Source organism: Candidatus Poriferisodalis sp., assembly GCF_965208925.1.
GTDB lineage: Bacteria > Actinomycetota > Acidimicrobiia > Acidimicrobiales > Poriferisodalaceae > Poriferisodalis.
Window position 1 is genome coordinate 1,186,937 of sequence record NZ_OZ242364.1, and the last position, 20,011, is coordinate 1,206,947.

Here is a 20,011-nt window from a genome sequence, read left to right on the forward strand (position 1 = left end):
ACTCCCTAGACTGATTTGGTGACGACCAAGGCATCCTGCCGGCGGGCGATCAGCTGAATCATGCCCGGCTCGATCGTCGTAGGAATGCAATGGGGCGATGAGGGCAAGGGCCGCATCGTCGACGTCGTCGCAAAGGAATGCCAGCACGTCGTCCGCTACCAGGGCGGCCACAACGCGGGGCACAGGATCGTCGTCGACGGCGAGGCATTCGCCCTGCAGCTCATTCCCAGCGGGGTGCTGTACGAGCACGTGACGCCGATCATCGGCAATGGCGTGGTGATCAACCCGTGGGTGCTGATCGACGAGATCGACATGCTGCAAAGCCGGGGTGTCGACTGCGGCCGGCTGATGCTCAGCCCGGCAGCGCATCTCGTGCTTCCGTACCACCAGATCGCCGACGAGCTCGCCGAAGCGCAGCGCGGCGATGCGAAGCTCGGCACCACCAAGCGCGGCATCGGACCGGCGTATGCCGACAAGGCGGCGCGGGTCGGATTGCGCGTCGAGGATCTGCTCGAGCCGATGACGCTGCGCTCCCGGTTGCTGAGCGTGCTGGCCGACCGCAACGCCTACCTGCAACGGGTGTACGAACATCCCGGCGTCGATCCCGATGAGCTGGCCGACCAGCTCATCACCGAAGTTGCGCCGCGGCTGGCGCCGCTGGTGGCCGACACCGTGGGCTGGCTCCACGAAGCGCTGCATGCGGGCGAGCGCGTGCTGTTCGAGGGCGCCCAAGCCACATTCCTCGACCTCGATCATGGCACGTACCCCTTCGTCACCTCGTCCAACCCGGTGGCGGGCTTCGCATTGGTCGGCTCAGGCATCGGCCCCGGCGCGATCGATCAAGTCATCGGCATTGCGAAGGCGTACACGACCCGGGTCGGCTCGGGGCCGTTCGTGACCGAATTGAACGACGAGGTCGGCGACGAGTTGGTGAGGCGCGGCGCCGAGTTCGGCACGAACACCGGCCGCCGGCGCCGCTGCGGCTGGTTCGACGCTGTGATGGGGCGCCAGGCTGCCCGTCTCAATGCCTGCACCGAGATCGCACTGACCAAGCTCGACGTGCTCGATGAACTCGACACCATCAAGGTGTGCGTGGCCTACGAGGTGGACGGCCGCCGCTACGACTACCTGCCGCACCTGCGCTCGCTGTGCGACCGCGCGCAACCGATCTACGCCGAGCTGCCCGGCTGGAAGACCCCGCTCGACAAGGTCACCGAACGCTGGCAGCTGCCCCGCCAGGCCGTCGACTACATCGTGTTCCTCGAACGCCAGCTCGGTCTGCCGATCCGGTACGTCTGCGTCGGTCCCGGCCGTGAGCAGTACATCCGCTTCGCAGCGTGAGCTGCGAAGTTTGGGCCCAGCGCCGCGTGACACAGGAGCGTCCATGAAGGTCTGTGTGGTGGGCCAGGGCGGGCGTGAGCATGCGTTTGCGAGCGCTCTCGCACGAACCGCCGATGTCGTCGTCACACCAGGCAATCCCGGCATCGACGGCAGCACCTCCGCTGCCCCAGACGAGATCGACGCAGACCTATATGTCATCGGCCCTGAGGGGCCGCTGGCTGACGGCCTGGCGGATCGCCTGCGGGCCAGCGGCCGGCTTGTCTTCGGACCAGGCGCCGACGGTGCGGCGCTGGAGAGCTCCAAGGCGTGGATGAAGGAAGTCGTCAGCGCCGCCGGTGTGCCCACGGCGGCCTACGCCGCATTTGACGGTGACCCCGCAGGCCGCCGTGCAGCGCACGCCTACCTGGAGACGCTGCCGCCGCCCTATGTCGTCAAGACCAGCGGGCTCGCTGCGGGCAAGGGCGTGCTGGTCACCGACGAGCTGGCCGAAGCTCATGCTGACGTCGACGCCAAGCTGGACGGCACCGCGTTCGGGGACGCCGGCCGCCGCATCGTGATCGAAGAGGGAATGCGCGGCCCCGAGGTGTCGCTGTTCGCGCTCTGCGACGGCCGCCGCGCTGTGCTGCTGCCCACGGCGGTGCGCGATCACAAGCGCATCGGCGACGGCGACACGGGGCCGAACACCGGCGGCATGGGCTGCGTGTCGCCGCTGGCCGATGTCGACCGGGCTGCCTGCGTCGAGCTGGCCGCGCTGGCGTTCGAGCCGACGCTGACCGAGTTGATCCGGCGAGGCGTCGACTACCGCGGCGTGCTCTACGCGGGTTTCATGCTGACGCCCGACGGCCCCCGCCTGCTGGAGTTCAACGTCCGCTTCGGCGATCCCGAGGCCCAGGTCACGCTGCCGCGTGTCGAGAACGATCTCGCGCAGCTCTTGGCGGGTGCCGCAGCGGGCGAGCTGATCGACGAGGTCGTCGTCTCCGACGATGCCATGGTCTGCGTCGTGTGCGCCGCCGAGGGATACCCGGCAGCGCCGCGCACCGGCGACGTCATCGCAGGCCTCGAGCGTGCGCGAGAAGTTCCCGGCGTCACCGTGTTCTGCGCAGGCGTCGGGGCCGGCGACGGGCGGGAGACTCCGTCCGAATCGCTGGTGACCGGGGGCGGCCGGGTGCTGAATGTGTGCGGCCGCGGGCCCGATGTCTCAGTGGCACGCGACCGCGCCTACGACGCCGTGCGGCAGCTCAGCTGGCCGGGCATGACCTACCGAAACGACATCGCGGCGGCCGAGGCCGCAGCCGCCGCCGCGCTCCGCCGATGAGAACGGCGCTGGGCGCCCGCGGGTGCTTCGGAAATCGCCCCGTCACCGACTCCGGGAGGCGAGACTCAGACGGTAAGTCGATGCGTGACAGAGGAATACATCTATGAAGGTCGCGATCTTGATGGGCTCGCCGAATGATGCGTCGAAGATGGCGCCCGCCGCCGAGATGCTCGACAGGTTCGGCGTCGAACACGTGACCGAGGTGATGAGCGCCCATCGCACACCTGCAGCCGTGGCGTCGTTCGCGACCGGAGCGCGCGGCGCCGGATTCGCCGCGGTCATCTGCGGGGCAGGCATGGCAGCGCACCTGGCCGGCGTAGTGGCTGCGCACACCACCTTGCCGGTGATCGGCGTGCCGCTCAGCGGCGGCCTCGCCGATGGTCTCGATGCGTTGCTGTCGACGGTGCAGATGCCGAAGGGCATCCCGGTTGCCACCGTTGCCGTGAACGGCTCGGCAAATGCGGCTGTGCTCGTCGTGGAGATGCTGGCGGTGACAGATGCGGGGCTCGCTGCCCGCCTGGACGAGTTCCGCGCCGCTGGCGCCCGGTGAGGCGGGGTCACGGTGAGACTGGCGTGAGCCCCGAGGTCGTGCCCAACGTTCTGGCGTCGCGCTACGCCTCTGCGGAGATGGCCGAGCTGTGGTCGCCTCGCCGCAAGGTCGTCCTCGAGCGGCGGTTGTGGATCGCGGTGCTTGAGGCTCAGCGAGATGCGGGCGTCGACGTGCCAGACGGCGCGCTGGAGGCGTACCGAAATGCCGTCGAGACGGTCGACCTCGACTCGATCACCGAGCGGGAACGGATCACGCGCCACGACGTGAAGGCCCGTATCGAGGAATTCTGCGCACTTGCCGGCTACGAGCAGATCCATCGCGCGATGACCTCGCGCGATGTCACCGAGAATGTCGAGCAGTGCCAGGTTGCTGCAGCATTGGGACTGGTCGCCCAACGCATGGCGGCCTTCATCGTGCGCATCGCCGCGTTGGCGAGTTCGCACCGCGACCTCGTGATGACCGCGCGCACGCACAATGTGCCCGCGCAGGCAACCACGCTGGGCAAGCGCTGGGCCACGATCGGCACCGAGGCGCTCGTGTCGCTCGAGCGCATCACCGAGCTCGTGGCGCGCTACCCGCTGCGAGGGATCCGCGGACCAGTCGGCACCCAGCAGGACATGCTGGAGCTGTTAGGTGACGACCCGGCGGCGGTGGATCGCCTGGAGCGGCGCCTCGCCGCCGAGCTGGGCTTCGCCCGGGTGCTCGGTTCGGCTGGGCAGATCTATCCCCGCTCACTCGACCTCGACGTCGTCGCGGTGCTGGTCGGCGCCGCGGCACCGCTCGGCAACTTGGCACTCAGCGTGCGCCTCGGCGCCGGTCAGGAACTGGTCACCGAGGGTTTCGCTGCCGGCCAAGTCGGTTCGTCTGCCATGCCGCACAAGATGAACACCCGCTCGTGCGAGCGAATCACCGGCCTCGTGACCATCCTGCGCGGACACCTCACGATGGCGTCGCAGCTCGCCGGCGACCAATGGGACGAGGGGGATGTGAGCTGCTCAGTGGTGCGCCGCATCGTGCTCCCCGATGCTTTCTTCGCACTTGACGGAGCGCTGGAGACTGCCTTCAGCGTCCTGGACGGCTTCGAGGTCTTCCCGGCTCGGGTCGAAGCAGAACTGGCCGCATACTTGCCGTTCCTGGCCACCACCCGCCTGCTCGCCGCCGCCGTGGCAGCGGGTGCCGGCCGCGAGGAGGCGCACGAGCGCATCGGCGCCCATGCGACCGCCGCAGTGCTGGCGCTGCGCGAGGGCACCGTCGACCGCAACGATCTCGCGGCTCGCATCGCGGCCGATCCCGAGCTGCGGCTCAGCGACGACGTCGTCGCGGCAGCGCTCGCGGATCCGGCGTCGTTCAGCGGCCGCGCTGCGGACCAGGTCGACGAGTTCGTGGCTGCCGCGGGCAAGGTAGCTGAGCGGTACGGCGCAGCCGTCGACTACGAGCCAGGCGAGGTGCTGTGAGCCGAGCGGCGCGTGGCGCCGAACGATGACAGGCGAGACGATGACAAGAGAGGCAACGTGAGCGAGCTTGAGCTGGTCCACCGCGGGAAGGTGCGCGAGATGTACCGCGTCGACGACAGGCACCTGTTGATGGTCGCCAGCGACCGCATCTCGGCCTTCGACGTCGTGTTCAACGAACCGGTGCCCGACAAGGGCCGAGTGCTGACGGCCATGACGGCCTGGTGGTCGACGTGGCTCGGCGACATCGCGCCGACCCATGTGGTCTCAGCCAACCCTGCCGACTTCCCGGCTGCAGCACGACGATCCGAATGGGCTGGTCGAGCGCTCCTCGTTCGCCAGGCGGAGATGCTGCCGATCGAGTGCATCGTGCGCGGGTACATCACCGGTTCGGCATGGAAGGAATACCGCGAGCGCGGCACCATGCACGACGAGCCGCTGCCAGCCGGCCTGCTCGAATCGCAGCAGCTCCCCGATCCAGTCTTCACGCCGTCCACCAAGGCAATCGACGGGCACGACGTGAACATCTCGTTTGCCGCGGCCGCTGAGCTGGTCGGTGCCGACGCAGCCGCAGCCGCGCGCCGAGTGTGCGTCGATGCATACAGCACGGCCGCTGCCCATGCGGCCGAGCGGGGGATCATCATCGCGGACACCAAATTCGAGCTGGGCTATGTGGACGGCGACCTGGTTGTTGCCGACGAGTGGCTCACACCCGACTCGTCTCGTTTCTGGCCCAAGGATCACTGGCAGCCCGGTGCATCGCCGCCGTCGCTCGACAAGCAGCCGGTGCGCGACGCCACCGAGGCCACTGGCTGGAACAAGGAGCCGCCCCCGCCGCCGCTCACCGATGAGGTGGTTGCCGCCACCCGTGCTCGCTACATCGAGGCATACGAGACGCTGACCGGCGAGTCGTTCGACGACTGGCTGGCGCACTCTGGCGTATCGGCGGGAGCCACCGCTTCATGAATCGCTGGGATGTGCTGGTGGAAGTCTCGCCACGCGCCGAGATTGCCGATCCCGCCGGCACCACGATCGAGCGAGCCCTCGCAGCGCTCGGATTTGCGGGCGTGAGCGGCGTCAGGGTCGGCAAAGCCATCCGCCTGGAGGTCACCGCAGCGGATGCGTCCGAAGCCCGTTCGGTGACCGAGCAGATGTGCGATCGCCTGCTGGCGAACCCGGTGATCGAGGATGCCCGCATCGAGCTGCGTGCTGCGGCGCAGGAGCACAGCCTGTGAGCGCCACATGAGTGCGGCCATGAATGTGCCAATGAATGTCTCAGTCGGCGTCGTCCAATTCCCCGGCACGAACTGCGATCTCGACACGCTCGACGCTCTGGCCGAGATGGGAGCGCGGGCAACGCTCCTGCGCAGTGACGAAACCTCGCTGGGCGGTGTTGATGCTGTCGTCATTCCCGGTGGATTCGCGCACGGCGATTACCTGCGTACCGGCGCAATCGCCCGTTTCTCACCGATCATGGATGCAGTGACGTCATTCGCGGGCGCTGGCGGTCCCGTGGTCGGCATTTGCAATGGATTCCAAGTACTGACCGAGGCTGGTTTGCTGCCCGGAGCACTGCGACCCAATGCCGGGCTTTCGTTCCTGTGCCAGTCGCAGCAGTTGATCATGGCGTCGGTGAATCATGTATTGGGATACGGGCTGTCACCTTCGGAGGAACTGAGCATTCCCATCAATCACTTTGAAGGGAACTATGTATGCGACGGCGCGACATTGCACCGTTTGCGTGCGAACGGCCAGGTCGTGATGCGCTATGTGGACAACCCGAATGGTTCAGTGGATGACATCGCCGGCATATGCAACGAATCGGGCAATGTGGTGGGTTTGATGCCCCATCCGGAGCGGGCCACGTCTGAGCTATTGGGTTCTACTGACGGCCGAAAGTTGCTCGAAGCATTGCTCTATGCGGCAGCGAGCGCTCGTCAAGCTGGCAGTCACCACGCGGCATGAAGAGGCGTCGGTCAGCAATGGCTCGAGTTTCGCTCACCGAGAGCGGGGGGATCTGAAGTGTCAGCCGCCCCGTGTGATGCCCGCACGGGCGAGCATGTCGGCCGGAACGCCGAACTCTCGCCATGTGGCGTACTGGATTCCCTTGCGCTGCCCGTAGTTGGAAGCATGGGCAACAAAACCTTCTTCGACCGAGGCCATATCGGGTTCGACCTGCAGCGCTTCGATAGCCGCCTCGACATCCCGGCGCTCTTGCATCAGGAGCAAGCGCTTGATCGGCTTTGCGTCGGCAATCTGGGCATCGATTGCATCTTTCTTGGCGTTCAGCGACTCCGCACTCTGCCTGCGGCCGGGACGAGGCCGGTGGGTTTCGAGGGCCTCAAGATAATCCCGCACCGCTGCGGCCTCGATGCGACCCGCGGCAATAGCCGCCTTATGTTCGTCGGACATTGTTCGTTCGCTCATGACGTCTGTATAGCACGACGTCTCGCGGCAGCCAATGAACTTGGGTTGATGTGACTGCAATGGTTTCCGATTCGACCAGCATTCATGCGGTACTTGGCTTGACTGATGCCGAATACCACCGCATTTGTGAGCTCTTGGCGCGTGAGCCGAACCATCTCGAACTCGCGATGTATGCGGTGATGTGGTCCGAGCATTGCTCGTACAAATCGTCGCGCCGTCATCTTGCTCGCTTGCCGACTGAGGCTCCGTGCGTGCTCGTCGGGCCAGGCGAGAATGCCGGTGTCGTCGATGTCGGCGACGGCATTGCCGTCGCCGTGCGTATCGAGAGCCACAACCATCCCTCGGCTATCGAGCCGTATCAAGGTGCGGCGACCGGGGTCGGCGGCATCCTGCGTGACATCTTCACCATGGGCGCGCGACCCATAGCGCTCGCGGATCCTCTGCGAGTCGGGCCGCTCGACGAGCCGCGCAGCAACTGGATTGCCGAGGGCATCGTCAGCGGCATCTCGGGGTATGGCAACAGCGTGGGCGTTCCCACCGTTGCCGGCGAATTCGTGTCGTGCGAGACCTACCGAGACAACCCGCTGGTGAATGTGGCCGCGCTCGGGATCATGCCGACCGAACGCCTGGTGCTGGGCCGAGCGACCGAGGTGGGCAGCGCAGCCGTGCTCATGGGCGCGAGCACCGGCCGCGACGGCATCGGCGGAGTCAGCGTGCTGGCGTCAGCGGGATTCGACGAGGCCGACGACGATTCGACGAAGCGCCCGAGCGTTCAGGTCGGTGATCCCTTCGAGGAGAAGCGTCTCATCGAGGCATGCCTGGAACTGCTGGAGGCAGGGCTCGTCAGCGGCATCCAGGATCTCGGCGGTGCCGGCTTGACGTGCGCTGCGAGCGAAACGGCCTCGCGTGGCGGCACCGGCATGGAGGTGGATGTCAGCGTCGTGCCGCTGCGCCAGCACGGCATGGAGCCGTTCGAGATCATGACGTCGGAGTCGCAGGAGCGCATGCTGGCGATCGTCTCGTCGGCCAACGTCGATCAGGTGCTCGAGATCTGTTCACGTTGGGAGGTGAGCGCAACGGTGGTCGGACGCGTGACCGGCGACGGCATGTTGCGCGTGCGCGATGGCGTGGACGGCGCCGTCCTGGCCGAGGTTCCTGCGAGCACGCTGCACGACGATGCGCCGTCGTACGACCGGCCGATGCGCCCCCCGGCGGATCTGCGCCTTCGCCGCAGCGTTGACCCCGGGGGTGATCCCGCCGCGGGCAGCCCGCCGGTGAGCAGCCCAGGCGACTCTGCTGCCGATCTGCTGGCGATGCTCGCCGACCCGAGTTGGGTCTACCGGCAGTACGACCACCAGTTGTTCCTGAATACGGTCGTCGGCCCGGGCCGCGACGCCACGCTGCTGCGATTGCGAGACCCCCGCAACGGCACTCCCACCGGTCGCGGCCTCGCAGTATCGGTGGACGGCAACCACCGCTGGTGCGATGCCGATCCCCGCCGGGGCACCGCGATGGTGGTCATCGAGGCAGCGCTGAACCTCGCCTGTGTGGGCGCCGATCCGCTCGCGCTCGTCAACTGCCTCAACTTCGGCAATCCGACCCATCCCGAGGTCATGTGGCAGCTTTCCGAGGCCATCGACGGCATGGCTGAAGCCTGTGACGCACTCGACGTGCCCGTCGTGGGCGGCAACGTGAGCCTCTACAACGAGACGAACGGCACCAATATCAGCCCGACACCGGTGGTGTGCCTGATCGGCGTGCATCCCGACCTCGCTCGCCGGCCGACCGCTGACGAGCTGCCGCCGGGCACCGAGCTCGTATTGCTGGCCCCGCCCGGCTTGGCCGTCGGGGACGAGGCAGACAGCGACGTCTCCTCGCTGGGTGCCGTGGCACTTGGCGGCAGTCGCTGGGCGTGGGAGCGTCGCGGCTGCCGCGACGGGGCGCTGCCCGACCTCGACCTGGCGGGCAGCGTTGCAGCCGCCCGGTTCGTGGCTGCAGCCGTGCGCGAGGGCGCCGTCCGGAGCGCGCACGATGTCTCCGACGGCGGCATCGCCGTGGCCATCGCCGAGATGTGCTGTCACGTCAGTGCGGGCGTGCATGCGAGGGTCCCGCCGCTGGGAGGCTCGGCACCGGCGGAGCGTGCGCTGTTCGCTGAGCCGCCGGGCCGCGTATTGGTCGCAGTTGAGGCTGACGATGTCGAGCGGCTCGCGCACGCGGCCTCGGCGGCAGGTCTCGCGAGCCGCCGGCTTGGCTCATTCGGCGGATCGAGAGTGCAGATCGGGCGTCTCGCAGAATCCGGTCTCGACATTGATCTGGCGCTCGACGACGCGCTGGCCCGGTGGAGCGGTGCCCTGCCCCAGTCGTTCGCGCAGCCTGTCGACGGGCGGGCGGCATGAACGGCAACGCGGAGGAGGGCGTCGACCTCAACAAGCCGCGCGAAGCCTGCGGCGTATTCGGCGTGTACCTGCCCGGCGGTCCCGTGGCCCACCTGAGCTACCTCGGGCTGTACGCGCTGCAGCACCGGGGGCAGGAATCGGCCGGCATCGCCGTGTCCGACCGCACTCACATCACAGTCGTGAAGGACATGGGCTTGGTTGCCAGCGCTTTCGACGACCGCGTGCTTGCAGGACTCGAAGGCGATCTCGCGATCGGCCACACCCGTTACTCCACCACAGGGTCGAGTTCGTGGCGTGCCGCGCAGCCGTTCTACCGGGGACTCGACGGCACGGAATTCGCGCTCGGTCACAACGGGAACCTCACCAACACGGCAGAGCTTGCAGCGTCATCGGGGATGCTCGACGGGGTGGTCACCAGCGACAGCGACCTGGTGGCTGAGCTGATCGCCCAGCGCATCAGCGCCACACCGCAGATCACCCGCACCCGCCCGCGCGAGGCCGTCACCGAGGCGTTGGCAGAAGTACTGCCCAGCCTGCGCGGCGGTTTCACGTTCGTGGTGGCCGACCGCGACCGCCTGATCGGGGTTCGCGATCCGCATGGCATCTGGCCGCTGTGCCTCGGCCGCCTAGAAGTCGATGGGCAAGGGGCCGATGAGCAAGCCGCTGACGAGAGCAGGAGCAGTCGTCCCGGGGTCGATCAGCCCGGTGTCAGCCATTCCAGCGGCGGCTGGGTGCTGGCGTCGGAGAACCCTGCGCTGGAGGTCGTCGGCGCGACTTTCGAGCGCGAGATCCAGCCGGGCGAGATGGTCGTCATCGACGCAGCCGGGTGCCGTTCGCTGCGGCCCTTCGCGGGCAGGCCGGCGACCGCCGACGAGGCCTCCCCGCACTTGTGCATCTTCGAGTTCGTGTATTTCTCGCGCCCCGATACCACCTTGGCCGGCCAGAACGTGCATGCCGCCCGCCAGCGCATGGGCGCGCACTTGGCGACCAACGCACCAGTCGATGCCGACCTGGTGATGCCCGTTCCCGAATCGGGCATTCCCGCAGCGCAGGGCTATGCACGCGCCAGCGGCATCGCCTACGGCGACGGACTGGTCAAGAACCGTTATATCGGCCGCACGTTCATCGCTCCGAACCAGCACGTCCGGTCGCTGGGTGTGCGGACCAAGCTGAATCCCATCAGTCCCAACATCGACGGCCGCCGGCTCGTGGTGGTCGACGATTCGATCGTGCGGGGCACGACCACCCGGTCGATTGTGGAGATGCTGCGCAGCGCCGGCGCTGCTGAGGTGCACCTGCGCATCTCCTCGCCTCCGTACCGCTGGCCGTGCTTCTACGGCATGGACACCGGCACCTCCGACGAGCTGCTGGCCGCGAATCGTGACCTTGCCGAGATCGAGGCGTACTTGGGAGTCGACTCGCTGGCCTACCTGAGCCTCGATCAGCTCGTCGAAGCCACCGGCGTGCCTGGCGGCGGGTTCTGTCATGCATGCCTGACCGGCGAGTACCCGGTGGAGATCGGCGCGGGGGCACGCGCCGAAGTATTCGGCAGCCTCGCCGACGAGCCGAACCGCTCGCTGATCGCGACGGGCAGCGTGCAGCCGGCTGCCGTCGCGGAGTCCATCGCTGGATGACGTCCGCATCCGTGCACCCGCCCGCTGGCGTCGGTGACGCTGGCCACTCCGGGCCCTTGAGCTACGAAGCGGCGGGAGTGAGCATCGACGCGGGGGACGAGGCGGTGCGACGTCTGGCGCCCCACGCTCGCAGCACCTACCGGCCCGAGGTGCTGAGCGACATCGGAGCATTCGGGGCGGTGACCGCCCTGCCGGAGGGCTTCACCGACCCTGTGCTGGTGAGCGCGAATGACGGTGCGGGCACCAAGCCCCTCATTGCCGCAGCGCTCGGCCGCTGGGACACGATCGGGATCGACGTGGTGGCCATGTGTGTTGACGACATCGTCACGCTCGGCGCACAGCCGCTGCTCTTCCACGATCAGATCACTGCAGGAAGCCTTGACCCTGACGTCGTCGAGGCGATCGTGACGGGTCTGGCCGCCGGCTGCCGCAGCGCCGGCTGCGCACTGGTCGGAGGCGAGCTGGCCGAACACCCAGATGCGCTCGCACCCGGCGACTATGACATCGCCGGCTTTGTCGTGGGCGTGGCCGAACGAGCGCGGGTGCGAGGTCCCATCACCGGCGGCGCCGCGACGCTTGTCGGGCTGGCGTCAGACGGGCTTCGATGCAACGGCTACAGCCTCGCCCGCCGCGTCCTGCTCGGTGAGACGCCCGATCCAGCCGTCCTCGGCGCGCCGGCCTGGCCCGGTGCCGATCACTCGCTGGGCGACGAGATGCTGCGACCGTCGGTCATCTACACCCCTGCGGTGCTCGCGCTCTTCGACGAATGCGGTGCTGTGGGGGCTGCGCATATCACCGGTGGGGGACTGGTCGCGAATGTGGCCCGCATGCTCGGCCCCGACGTCGATGCGTTGCTGCGGCGCGGTTCCTGGCCGGTGCCCAGGATCTTCGATCGCATCGCCGACACCGGCCCGGTCGCTCCCGAAGAGATGCAACGCGTCTTCAACCTGGGCATCGGCATGGTGGTTGCCGTGCCCCCGTCGGAAGTCGACGCGGCGGTGGGGATTGCGCAAGGCGCTGGCCACCAGGCGTGGGTGATCGGTGAGATCCGCCCGGGCGCGGGCAACGCCCACTTGGCCGAAGCGGGCAGCTAGGTCCAATTCGACGGGCCCAGCCCAATACCCTGCCTGCCCATTGTCCGGACAGCGTCCCGGGCGCGCCAGGAGCACCGATGACTGCCACCGCGGGGTCACGACCCACCGCTGCCTATTCCGCCACGCTCGAAGTCGAGCTGGCCCACCAGCCGGGCACGCTCGGCCGGCTGTGCACCGCAATCGGCGACGTAGGCGGCAACATCCAGAGCCTCGACGGCTTCACGATCACCCAGGGCACGCTGCGCCAGCACATCGTGGTGGACGCGTCCAGCGAGCAGCACATCGTCCAGATCTGCGATGCAGTCAACGGGCTCGAAGGCATCACGGTCATCGCCTCGATGGATCGCACCTTCGAATTGCACGACGGCGGGAAGCTTGAGACGGTCACCCGCATCCCGCTGCGCAATGCCGATGACCTCTCCATGGCCTATACCCCCGGCGTGGCCCGCGTCTGCCGGGCGATCGTGGACGACCCTGAGCGTGTCCACGACCTGACGATCAAGGGCAACACGGTCGCGATCGTCAGCGACGGCACGGCGGTGCTGGGTCTCGGTGACATCGGCCCGGCGGCTGCCATGCCGGTCATGGAGGGCAAGGCGCTGCTGTTCAAGGAATTCGCCGGCGTGGACGCGTTCCCGATCTGCCTCGATGTCAACGAGCCAGCCGAGATCGTGGAGACGGTCATCCGGCTGGCACCCACCTTCGGCGGCATCAACCTGGAGGACATCGCGGCGCCAGGGGCGTTCGAGGTCGAGGAGGCGCTGCGCGCTGCGCTCGACATTCCCGTCTTCCATGACGACCAGCACGGCACCGCAGTGGTCGCCTTGGCTGCGCTCGAGAACTCAGCACGAATCGTGGGCAAGGAGCTGGCGAACCTGCGCTGCGTCATCCTGGGGGCGGGCGCCGCCGGAGTCGCGACCGCCAAGATCCTGCTGGGTGCCGGCATCGGCGACGTGATCGCCTGCGACCGCAAGGGCACCATTCACCCGGGTCGCTCCGAGCTGAACCACGCGAAGGAGTGGCTGGCGGCCAACACCAACGCCGAGCACGTGGCCGGCTCGGTGTCGGACGCCATGGCCGGCGCCGACGTGTTTCTCGGCCTCAGCGGGCCCGGCCTCATCACCCGCGACGACGTGGAGACCATGGCAGAGCGACCGATCGTGTTCGCCATGGCGAATCCCGACCCCGAGATCCTGCCCGACGCCATCGGCGACATCGCTGCCGTGGTCGCGACCGGCCGCAGCGACTACCCCAACCAGATCAACAACGTGCTGGCATTCCCCGGGATCTTCCGAGGTGCGTTCGATGCGGGCGCCACCGACATCACCGAGAACATGAAGATCGCAGCCGCCGAGGCCATCGCCGCAGGCGTCTCCAGCGACGACCTCAGCCCCGACCTGGTCATCCCCACAGCCTTCGACCGCTCAGTAGTCCCCGCAGTCGCCTCAGCAGTGGCCCAAGCCGCCCACGCCGACCAAGTCACGCGCCGCTAAGCGCCCCACAGGGCCCGCCACCACGGCACCCCTATTGTCGCGAGCGGGGGCGAAGCCCCTCCGCTCGTTTCTATTGTCGCGAGCGCGGCGAAGCCTTGCGCTCGCACCAGAGTGGTCGGGACCGGCGTCGATCCGGTGACCTCACGCTTTTCAGGCGCGCGCTCTGCCAACTGAGCTACCCGACCGCGGTCCCGACGGGATTTGAACCCGCGACCTCTGGCTTGACAGGCCAGCGTGAACTCCAGACTTCACCACGGGACCAGCTGTATTGCTGTGCGCTTGCGCCGACGTCGAGACCGGGGTCTCTGCCGATGCAAGCGCCGCAACGATAGCCACCTCGGTCAGCAATCAGCGCCGGTGACCGCGGCGCGCAGGCGGCCGGCAAGATCGCCGCGAGACAGCACCGACACTCCCTCGCCGCCGCACCACGCCGACAGCGCATGCAGTTCGGTTGCCAACGCCTCGAGCGCCTTCGTTTCTGCCGCGGCGTCGTTGGGCCACGACCCTGGCTCAGTCCACGAAGCCGGCACTTCCAGCACGTTGCGCTCCCGGTCGACACGCACATCGAGGCGCGCCACCAGCGCATCGTCGTGCAGGAACGGCAGCACGAAGTAGCCGTACTGCCGCTTGGCCTTGGGCGTGTAGATCTCGATGCGGTAGTGGAAGCCGAAGAGACGCTCTGCGCGTGGGCGGTGCCATACCAGCGGGTCGAACGGGCTGAGCAGCACCGATCGAGACTGTCGCCGGGCAGCACGCTGGCCGGCGGGGACATACCCCGGCCGGTCCCAGCCCTCCACTGCCACCTCTCGGAGCTGGCCGTCAGCGACGAGCTCAGCGATGCGTGCGGGCGCGATGCGCTTCGGCAGGCGGTGGTAGTCGATGAGATCGTCGGCGGTGGCCACGCCGAGGCATCGGGCGGCATCGGCCAGCAGCGCCCGGTGCGCGTCGGGCTCGTCCACAACGGCCTCGACCACCTCGGGGGGCAGCACCCGTTCGATGACGTCGTAGCGACGCACGAAGCCGGCACGGTCGGCCACGCCGACCCGGCCTGCCCAGAACAGCCACGCCAGCGCCAGCTTCCCGTTGCTGCGTGTGCCCCAGGGCCCGCGCACGCCGGGTCCCCAGTCCATCGCAGCATCCACTTCGGCCGTGGATGCAGGACCGTTGGCGGTCATCCAGTCGAGCGCCGCAGCAATCTTGGGCTGGTTGGCCTCCCCGAAGCGCGCGTAGCCGCTCCACATGTCGCCGGCGGCTCCCCGGCGCATCCGCCAGCCGAACAGCGGCCAGTCGGCCACACGCACGAACGACGCCTCATGGCCCCAGTACTCGGTCAGTTCCCGCTCGTCTGACCGGCGGGCGTATGCCGCGCGCTCCAGCAACCCCAGCACAGCATCGTGCGTGCCGCCCATCCGGGCTCGCAGCACCAGCAGGTGCGAGCGCGCCAGCACGTTGACGGCATCGATCTGCAGCAGGCCCATGCAGTCCATGGCCCGACGCAGATGCCGGATGTCCAGCCGGCCGGTCGGCAGCGGCGCGGCAATCCCCTGGGCGCCGATGGCGAGCCGTCGCGCCGCCCGCAGGCTCAGGCGAGCAGGCTGCGCCGTGGTCACGCCGCGCTCAGGCAGTGCCCTCGACGGCGGCGCGGCTCAGCGTTCTTCTTTGAAGATGACGTGCCGGCGCAGCACCGGGTCGTACTTGCGCAGCTCGATCCGGTCGCGGGTGTTCGTCTTGTTCTTGCGCGTGGTGTACGTGTAGCCGGTGCCCTCGGTGGACTTCAGCTTGATGACGGGACGCTTGTCGCTCTTGGGCATCAGACTTTCTCCCCACGACGGCGCAGATCGGCCACCACCGATTCGATGCCGCGCTTGTTGATGGTCTTGATGCCCTTGGCGCTGACGGTCAGCGTGACCCAGCGCCCCTCGTTGGGCACCCAGAACCGCTTCCGCTGGATGTTGGGCTTGAACCAGCGCTTCGTGCGCCGGTGCGAGTGCGACACGTTGAAGCCCGAGTGCGGCCGCCGGCCGGTGACTTGGCAGATGTTGCTCATACCCGACAGCTCCGATAGGTGGGCTCGACAGCGGCGGACAAGGCTAGCGACCTGGCCGGTGCTGACCCAATCGGCTCAGCCGTTGAGCCGGGGGATGATCTCGCGTCCAACGCGCTCGAGCACCTCGTAGCGCGGGTCGAAGTTGGGCAGGATCATGATCTGGTCAAGCCCTCGCTCGCCCAGGGCTGCCAACCGCTCGACGACCTGGTCGGCAGTGCCCACGACGCAGGTTGCATCGATGAGCTCATCGTTGAGAAACCGAGCCTCTTCGGGCAGCACCCAGCAGTTGTGACCGGCATGGATGCGCTGGTGGATGCGCTCGGGGTCGGTGTCGTCGAGCATGGCGCAGTACTCGTCCCAGACCGCCTCCAAGCGGGCTCCGGGCGACCGGCCGAACTGCCGGTACTGGTCGTAGGAGTAGTGCAGCGATGCCATGGCGAACGCACCCGCCTCGTGATGCACCCGCTCGCGCTGGCTCGCCAGCGTCTCGCCGTCATCGAGGATCACGATCGTCGTCAGCGAGCACATCAGGTAGTCGCCGCGGTCGATGGTGCGGCCCGCTTCGGCAGCGCCGGCCTCGATGTACTCCCACACGCGGGCGGTCGCTGAGCCGTCCGGAGGCACCGAGAGCACAGCGCCGTCGCCGTACTGACCGGCCAGCCCCAGCGAGCGCGGCCCGAAGCCCGACACGTACAGCGGGATCGGGTCGTCGAAGTTGACGAAACCGGCGTCCGGCATGATGTGGCGGATCGGCTGCGCGCTGCCGCCGAAGTGATGCATGGCCTCTTCGCCGCGCAGCAGCGGGCGCAGCGCCGCGAGGTACTGGTCGAACTCGGCGATGCGCTGGGGCTTGTGCCCCATGATCCGCATCGCCGTGTTGCCGGTGCCGATGCCGAGAAACGTCCGCCCGGGCGCGAGCGCGTTGATCGTGGCGATCGACGCGGCGGTGACCGGTGCCGGCCGCGTTCCTGAGACCGAGACGCCGGTGCCGAGCTGGATGGTGCTGGTTCGCTCGGCAGCGAGTGCCAGCGTGGCGTAGCAGTCCGACCACAGCATGTGGCTGTCGGCAAACCAGGCATGCGTGTAGCCGAGCTCCTCGGCACGCTCGACATAGTCGAGATCGCCGATGTGCGATGCGATGCAAATCCCCAAGTCCATGCTGTTCCCCGTTGTCGACCCGGCCGACCCCTGACATGTACGCCCCGGCCAGCGTGGACACGCTAGACACGAACCGTGGCATCCGATGGGGCGAAGCCGTCGAAGAAGGCCCGCAAGAAGGCGGTCGAAGCTGCTGCGCAGGTCACGACGAAGGCTCGCCGACGCCATGTCGAGCGAGGCCGCTACTCGAGGGCGCCCGTGGATCGAGCCGCCGGCGGCGTGGTGTGCCACGAGGGCGCCGTGCTGGTGGTGCACCGGCCGCGGTACGACGACTGGTCGTTGCCGAAGGGCCACCTCAACCGGGGCGAGTCCTGGGAGGAGGCGGCATTGCGTGAGGTCCGCGAAGAAACTGGCGTGCGATGCGCGATCACGTCCGCGCCCTACCCGGTCAGCTATCTGATCGCCAGCGGCGTGCCCAAGCTGGTGCTCTTCTATGCCATGGCTCCGACGAAGGCGCCCAAGCGCCTCGCGGGCGACCCGAGCGAGGTCGACGAGGTGGCCTGGTGGGACATCGCCGACGCTGTGCGGGCGCTGAGCTACGAAACGGAGCGTGAAGCCTGTGCTGCGCTCACCATCCCGCACCTGCGCCGCCGCAGCTCCGCTGCCGGCTGACAGCCAAGCCGACCGGCTGGGCCTCTCATGGGTTTCTCATGATCTGCATTCCAGAATGAGGCCATGGGTGCTGATCGGCCGAGCGCAAGCAGCCCCGCGGTAGCCGTCGTCGACGACGACCCGCGCATTCGAACGGCGTTGCGACGCGCCCTGCAGCTCGAGGGCTATGACGTGCTCGAGGGCAGCGATGGTCTCGACGGCGAGGCCCTCGCTGGGCAGGCAGACGTGATGGTGCTGGACGCCACCATGCCCAACCTGGGCGGATTCGAGCTGTGCCGGCGCCTGCGTGCCGCCGGGAGCCGCTTGCCGATTCTGCTCTTGACGGCCCGGGGCACCACCGCGGATCGAGTGGAAGGCCTCGACGCCGGTGCCGACGACTACCTGCCGAAGCCGTTCGCGCTCGACGAGCTGCTGGCCCGATTACGGGCGTTGCTGCGCCGGGGCGCTGAGCGCTCCTCGCCAGCGGAAGGCGAGCGGCTCGCGTGCGCCGGCATCGTGCTCGACACCGCCAGCTACGAGGTGACCTGCGCCGGAGAGCCCGTCACGCTGACCCACACCGAGCACCGGCTGCTGGAGCTGTTCCTGCGCAATCCGGGTCGCGTCCTGGGCCGCGACGAGATCTACGACACGGTGTGGGGCTACGACGCGTCGCTGGCCTCGAACTCACTGGAGGTCTATGTCGGCTACTTGCGCCGCAAGCTGGCGGCGGCGACCACGGGCACCGGCGGCCACAGTCCCATCCGGACAGTGCGCGGCGTGGGCTACGTGCTCCGATCTGTATGAGCTTCCGAACCCGGCTCGGGCTGCTGGTGGCGGCCTCGGTTGCTGTCGCGGTGCTGGCAGTCTCGGGGGTGGCGCTCTGGATTGCCCGAGCAGAGGCCCGGTCGGCACTCGACCGCAAGCTCGACGACCGCGTCGCCGTGCTGGTCGCCAGCGGGGGACGCTTGCCCGAGCGCCGAGGGGCCCAGTTCTTCGGGCGATTCGTGCCACGCGACGTGCTCGCCCAGATCGTGGCCCCGAACGGCGCAGTGGTGTATTCGTCTGACGAGGTGCTGCCCGTGGCGCCCGCCGACCTTGCCGTGGCTCACGGTCGGTCTCACCGGCATCGAACCGATGTGTCGGCGGAGGGTGTGCGCCTGCGAGTGCTGACGGTGCCGGTTGCCTCTGGCGGAGCGCTGATGGTCGCGAGCCCGCTTGATGAGGTGGATGCCAATGTGGCCGGGCTGCGCAACGCGCTGGCCGTTGTGGCCGCCATCGGCGTTGCTGGGGCTGGGCTCTTGGGTTTCCTGGTGGCAGGCCGGGCCATTCGGCCAGTGCGGCGGCTCACCGATGCGGCCCGGAATGTCGCGCAGACTCAAGATCTGGACCAGCCGATCGAGCTGGAACGCGACGACGAGCTGGGGGAGTTGGCACGCAGCTTCAACGCGATGCTCGAAGCACTTGCCGTGTCTCGAGCTCAGCAGCATCGATTGGTCACCGACGCGGGCCACGAGCTGCGCACGCCGCTCACCAGCATCCGCACCAACATCGAGCTGCTGGCCCGGGCCGAGACTGACGACGCCCCTGCGGTGCTCGATGCCGACGAACGGCGCCGGATGCTCGACGATGTGCAGTTCGAGCTGGACCAGCTCACCGAGCTGGCGGCCGAGCTCGTCGAGCTGGCCACGGACCGGCGGGCGCTGGGCGAGCCGGAGCCAGTCGATCTGGCCGAGTTGGCGGCATCGGTAGTGGATCGGCACCGCCGCCGCACCGAAACGGATTTTGTGACCGTTCTCGAGCCATGCGAGGTGGTCGTGAACACGGCGCTGGTCGAGCGAGCGATCGGCAATCTCGTCGACAACGCGGTGAAATGGTCCCCGCCCGGCGAACCCATCGAGGTCAGCGTTGCTGCGACCGACCGGGAGGCTCGCGTCCGAGTGCGCGACAACGGGCCCGGCATCCCCGCAGACCTGCGCGAGACAGTCTTCGAGCGGTTCTACCGAGCTCCCGAAGCGCGTTCTCAACCCGGCTCCGGCCTCGGGCTGTCCATCGTCGACTATGTCGCTCGCAGCCACGACGGCTCCGTGTCTGTCATCGACACCAACGGCCCCGGCGCCACCGTCGAACTCCGCCTTCCGCTGGCCTCCGAGGCCGATTCGCCCCCTGTCGCCGCGAACTGAATCCGCTGCCGCCGGCTGGCACCCTTCGATCGGTACAGGGTCGTTTGTAGGGGATGGTTCCCCTAAAGCTGCTGGTCAGGGACGCATTTTGCTGTCTAACAAACGTTCGTAGACTAGACAGCTCCCCCGAGCCTGTCAAGCCATTCTTTGAGCTCGATGTCTCGCTGCTCCTGACGGCTTCCATAGCGGCCGCAGACCCGCGTACTCGCTGAGTTTCCGGGGCTCACCAGACCACGGCCGCGCTGCGGTCGCGCATCTGCCTCCCAGGCCGTTCTGGGCCGTCCGTTCTGTCGCTGAAACGAACCGTTCCTCGACAGAAAGGACCGGTTCCAGC

The 20,011-nt window shown here is 68.1% G+C and carries 19 protein-coding genes and 2 tRNA genes; 14 read left to right on the top strand and 7 right to left on the bottom strand.

The annotated features are described in order from the left end of the window. Positions 1-60 precede the first annotated feature (60 nt). From ACOGI5_RS05175 to purQ, 7 genes are all read left to right on the top strand, one after another. The gene (locus tag ACOGI5_RS05175; protein ID WP_419863387.1) at positions 61-1,341 is read left to right on the top strand and encodes an adenylosuccinate synthase; all 1,281 of its coding nucleotides are present in this window, start codon (positions 61-63) and stop codon (positions 1,339-1,341) included. Between the two features lie 43 nt (positions 1,342-1,384). Beyond that, positions 1,385-2,656, top strand: coding sequence for a phosphoribosylamine--glycine ligase (gene purD, locus ACOGI5_RS05180; RefSeq protein ID WP_419863388.1), 1,272 nt, complete (start codon positions 1,385-1,387; stop codon positions 2,654-2,656). 103 nt (positions 2,657-2,759) lie between these two features. Then, on the top strand, positions 2,760-3,206 hold the full coding sequence (gene purE, locus ACOGI5_RS05185; protein ID WP_419863389.1) for a 5-(carboxyamino)imidazole ribonucleotide mutase: 447 nt from the start codon (positions 2,760-2,762) through the stop codon (positions 3,204-3,206). Between the two features lie 23 nt (positions 3,207-3,229). Beyond that, entirely contained in the window at positions 3,230-4,660 is a 1,431-nt protein-coding gene (purB, locus tag ACOGI5_RS05190; protein ID WP_419863390.1) for an adenylosuccinate lyase, read from the top strand. 57 nt (positions 4,661-4,717) lie between these two features. Further along, entirely contained in the window at positions 4,718-5,623 is a 906-nt protein-coding gene (locus tag ACOGI5_RS05195; protein WP_419863391.1) for a phosphoribosylaminoimidazolesuccinocarboxamide synthase, read from the top strand. Then, on the top strand, positions 5,620-5,892 hold the full coding sequence (purS, locus tag ACOGI5_RS05200; protein WP_419863392.1) for a phosphoribosylformylglycinamidine synthase subunit PurS: 273 nt from the start codon (positions 5,620-5,622) through the stop codon (positions 5,890-5,892). Before ACOGI5_RS05195 ends, purS begins: the two co-directional genes overlap by 4 nt. A 7-nt stretch (positions 5,893-5,899) precedes the next feature. Next, the gene (gene purQ, locus ACOGI5_RS05205; RefSeq protein WP_419863393.1) at positions 5,900-6,622 is read left to right on the top strand and encodes a phosphoribosylformylglycinamidine synthase subunit PurQ; all 723 of its coding nucleotides are present in this window, start codon (positions 5,900-5,902) and stop codon (positions 6,620-6,622) included. A 60-nt stretch (positions 6,623-6,682) separates the two neighbouring features. Here the strand turns inward: purQ and ACOGI5_RS05210 are convergent, their stop codons facing one another. Further along, positions 6,683-7,084: a hypothetical protein gene (locus ACOGI5_RS05210; protein WP_419863394.1), complete on the bottom strand. Its 402-nt coding sequence runs from the start codon at positions 7,082-7,084 to the stop codon at positions 6,683-6,685. Positions 7,085-7,143: 59 nt separating this feature from the next. On the opposite strand from ACOGI5_RS05210, the gene purL reads away from it, so the two are divergent. From purL to ACOGI5_RS05230, 4 genes are all read left to right on the top strand, one after another. Next, the gene (gene purL, locus ACOGI5_RS05215; RefSeq protein ID WP_419863395.1) at positions 7,144-9,480 is read left to right on the top strand and encodes a phosphoribosylformylglycinamidine synthase subunit PurL; all 2,337 of its coding nucleotides are present in this window, start codon (positions 7,144-7,146) and stop codon (positions 9,478-9,480) included. Beyond that, a complete protein-coding gene (locus tag ACOGI5_RS05220) occupies positions 9,477-11,114 on the top strand; it encodes an amidophosphoribosyltransferase (protein WP_419863396.1) in 1,638 nt (545 codons plus the stop codon). Before purL ends, ACOGI5_RS05220 begins: the two co-directional genes overlap by 4 nt. Then, the gene (gene purM / locus ACOGI5_RS05225; RefSeq protein ID WP_419863397.1) at positions 11,111-12,208 is read left to right on the top strand and encodes a phosphoribosylformylglycinamidine cyclo-ligase; all 1,098 of its coding nucleotides are present in this window, start codon (positions 11,111-11,113) and stop codon (positions 12,206-12,208) included. Before ACOGI5_RS05220 ends, purM begins: the two co-directional genes overlap by 4 nt. A gap of 77 nt (positions 12,209-12,285) precedes the next feature. Further along, positions 12,286-13,701 (top strand): NAD-dependent malic enzyme, encoded by a 1,416-nt coding sequence (locus tag ACOGI5_RS05230; protein WP_419863398.1) that lies wholly within the window; start codon positions 12,286-12,288, stop codon positions 13,699-13,701. Between the two features lie 112 nt (positions 13,702-13,813). Here the strand turns inward: ACOGI5_RS05230 and ACOGI5_RS05235 are convergent. The 6 genes from ACOGI5_RS05235 to ACOGI5_RS05260 all read right to left on the bottom strand — a co-directional run bounded on the left by ACOGI5_RS05235 (position 13,814) and on the right by ACOGI5_RS05260 (position 16,906). Beyond that, positions 13,814-13,886, bottom strand: a tRNA-Phe gene (locus ACOGI5_RS05235). A 1-nt stretch (position 13,887) separates the two neighbouring features. Next, a tRNA-Asp gene (locus tag ACOGI5_RS05240) sits at positions 13,888-13,962 on the bottom strand. 80 nt (positions 13,963-14,042) lie between these two features. Beyond that, positions 14,043-15,311 carry a winged helix-turn-helix domain-containing protein gene (locus tag ACOGI5_RS05245; RefSeq protein ID WP_419863399.1) on the bottom strand — a complete coding sequence of 423 codons (1,269 nt, stop codon included), beginning with the start codon at positions 15,309-15,311 and terminating at the stop codon, positions 14,043-14,045. Between the two features lie 36 nt (positions 15,312-15,347). Next, the gene (gene rpmG, locus ACOGI5_RS05250) at positions 15,348-15,512 is read right to left on the bottom strand and encodes a 50S ribosomal protein L33 (protein WP_419863400.1); all 165 of its coding nucleotides are present in this window, start codon (positions 15,510-15,512) and stop codon (positions 15,348-15,350) included. Further along, positions 15,512-15,748 carry a 50S ribosomal protein L28 gene (gene rpmB, locus ACOGI5_RS05255; protein WP_323671456.1) on the bottom strand — a complete coding sequence of 79 codons (237 nt, stop codon included), beginning with the start codon at positions 15,746-15,748 and terminating at the stop codon, positions 15,512-15,514. The genes rpmG and rpmB overlap by 1 nt, the downstream gene beginning before the upstream one ends. Positions 15,749-15,823: 75 nt before the next feature. Then, positions 15,824-16,906 (bottom strand): LLM class flavin-dependent oxidoreductase, encoded by a 1,083-nt coding sequence (locus tag ACOGI5_RS05260; RefSeq protein ID WP_419863401.1) that lies wholly within the window; start codon positions 16,904-16,906, stop codon positions 15,824-15,826. A 75-nt stretch (positions 16,907-16,981) separates the two neighbouring features. On the opposite strand from ACOGI5_RS05260, the gene ACOGI5_RS05265 reads away from it, so the two are divergent. From ACOGI5_RS05265 to ACOGI5_RS05275, 3 genes are all read left to right on the top strand, one after another. Continuing rightward, a complete protein-coding gene (locus tag ACOGI5_RS05265; protein ID WP_419863402.1) occupies positions 16,982-17,518 on the top strand; it encodes an NUDIX hydrolase in 537 nt (178 codons plus the stop codon). A gap of 63 nt (positions 17,519-17,581) precedes the next feature. Then, positions 17,582-18,301 carry a response regulator transcription factor gene (locus tag ACOGI5_RS05270; RefSeq protein ID WP_419863403.1) on the top strand — a complete coding sequence of 240 codons (720 nt, stop codon included), beginning with the start codon at positions 17,582-17,584 and terminating at the stop codon, positions 18,299-18,301. After that, entirely contained in the window at positions 18,298-19,677 is a 1,380-nt protein-coding gene (locus tag ACOGI5_RS05275) for an ATP-binding protein (protein WP_419863404.1), read from the top strand. The genes ACOGI5_RS05270 and ACOGI5_RS05275 overlap by 4 nt, the downstream gene beginning before the upstream one ends. The last annotated feature ends 334 nt before the right edge of the window (positions 19,678-20,011 follow it).

Coding starts and splice junctions, on each gene's coding strand:
- purE (WP_419863389.1), top strand. CDS start 2,760: ATGAAGGTCGCGATCTTGATGGGCTCGCCGAATGATGCGTCGAAGATG.
- ACOGI5_RS05210 (WP_419863394.1), bottom strand. CDS start 7,084: ATGAGCGAACGAACAATGTCCGACGAACATAAGGCGGCTATTGCCGCG.
- ACOGI5_RS05275 (WP_419863404.1), top strand. CDS start 18,298: ATGAGCTTCCGAACCCGGCTCGGGCTGCTGGTGGCGGCCTCGGTTGCT.
- purD (WP_419863388.1), top strand. CDS start 1,385: ATGAAGGTCTGTGTGGTGGGCCAGGGCGGGCGTGAGCATGCGTTTGCG.
- rpmB (WP_323671456.1), bottom strand. CDS start 15,748: ATGAGCAACATCTGCCAAGTCACCGGCCGGCGGCCGCACTCGGGCTTC.
- purL (WP_419863395.1), top strand. CDS start 7,144: ATGGTTTCCGATTCGACCAGCATTCATGCGGTACTTGGCTTGACTGAT.
- purM (WP_419863397.1), top strand. CDS start 11,111: ATGACGTCCGCATCCGTGCACCCGCCCGCTGGCGTCGGTGACGCTGGC.
- ACOGI5_RS05270 (WP_419863403.1), top strand. CDS start 17,582: ATGGGTGCTGATCGGCCGAGCGCAAGCAGCCCCGCGGTAGCCGTCGTC.
- ACOGI5_RS05175 (WP_419863387.1), top strand. CDS start 61: ATGCCCGGCTCGATCGTCGTAGGAATGCAATGGGGCGATGAGGGCAAG.
- purQ (WP_419863393.1), top strand. CDS start 5,900: ATGAGTGCGGCCATGAATGTGCCAATGAATGTCTCAGTCGGCGTCGTC.
- purS (WP_419863392.1), top strand. CDS start 5,620: ATGAATCGCTGGGATGTGCTGGTGGAAGTCTCGCCACGCGCCGAGATT.
- ACOGI5_RS05220 (WP_419863396.1), top strand. CDS start 9,477: ATGAACGGCAACGCGGAGGAGGGCGTCGACCTCAACAAGCCGCGCGAA.
- rpmG (WP_419863400.1), bottom strand. CDS start 15,512: ATGCCCAAGAGCGACAAGCGTCCCGTCATCAAGCTGAAGTCCACCGAG.
- ACOGI5_RS05230 (WP_419863398.1), top strand. CDS start 12,286: ATGACTGCCACCGCGGGGTCACGACCCACCGCTGCCTATTCCGCCACG.
- ACOGI5_RS05260 (WP_419863401.1), bottom strand. CDS start 16,906: ATGGACTTGGGGATTTGCATCGCATCGCACATCGGCGATCTCGACTAT.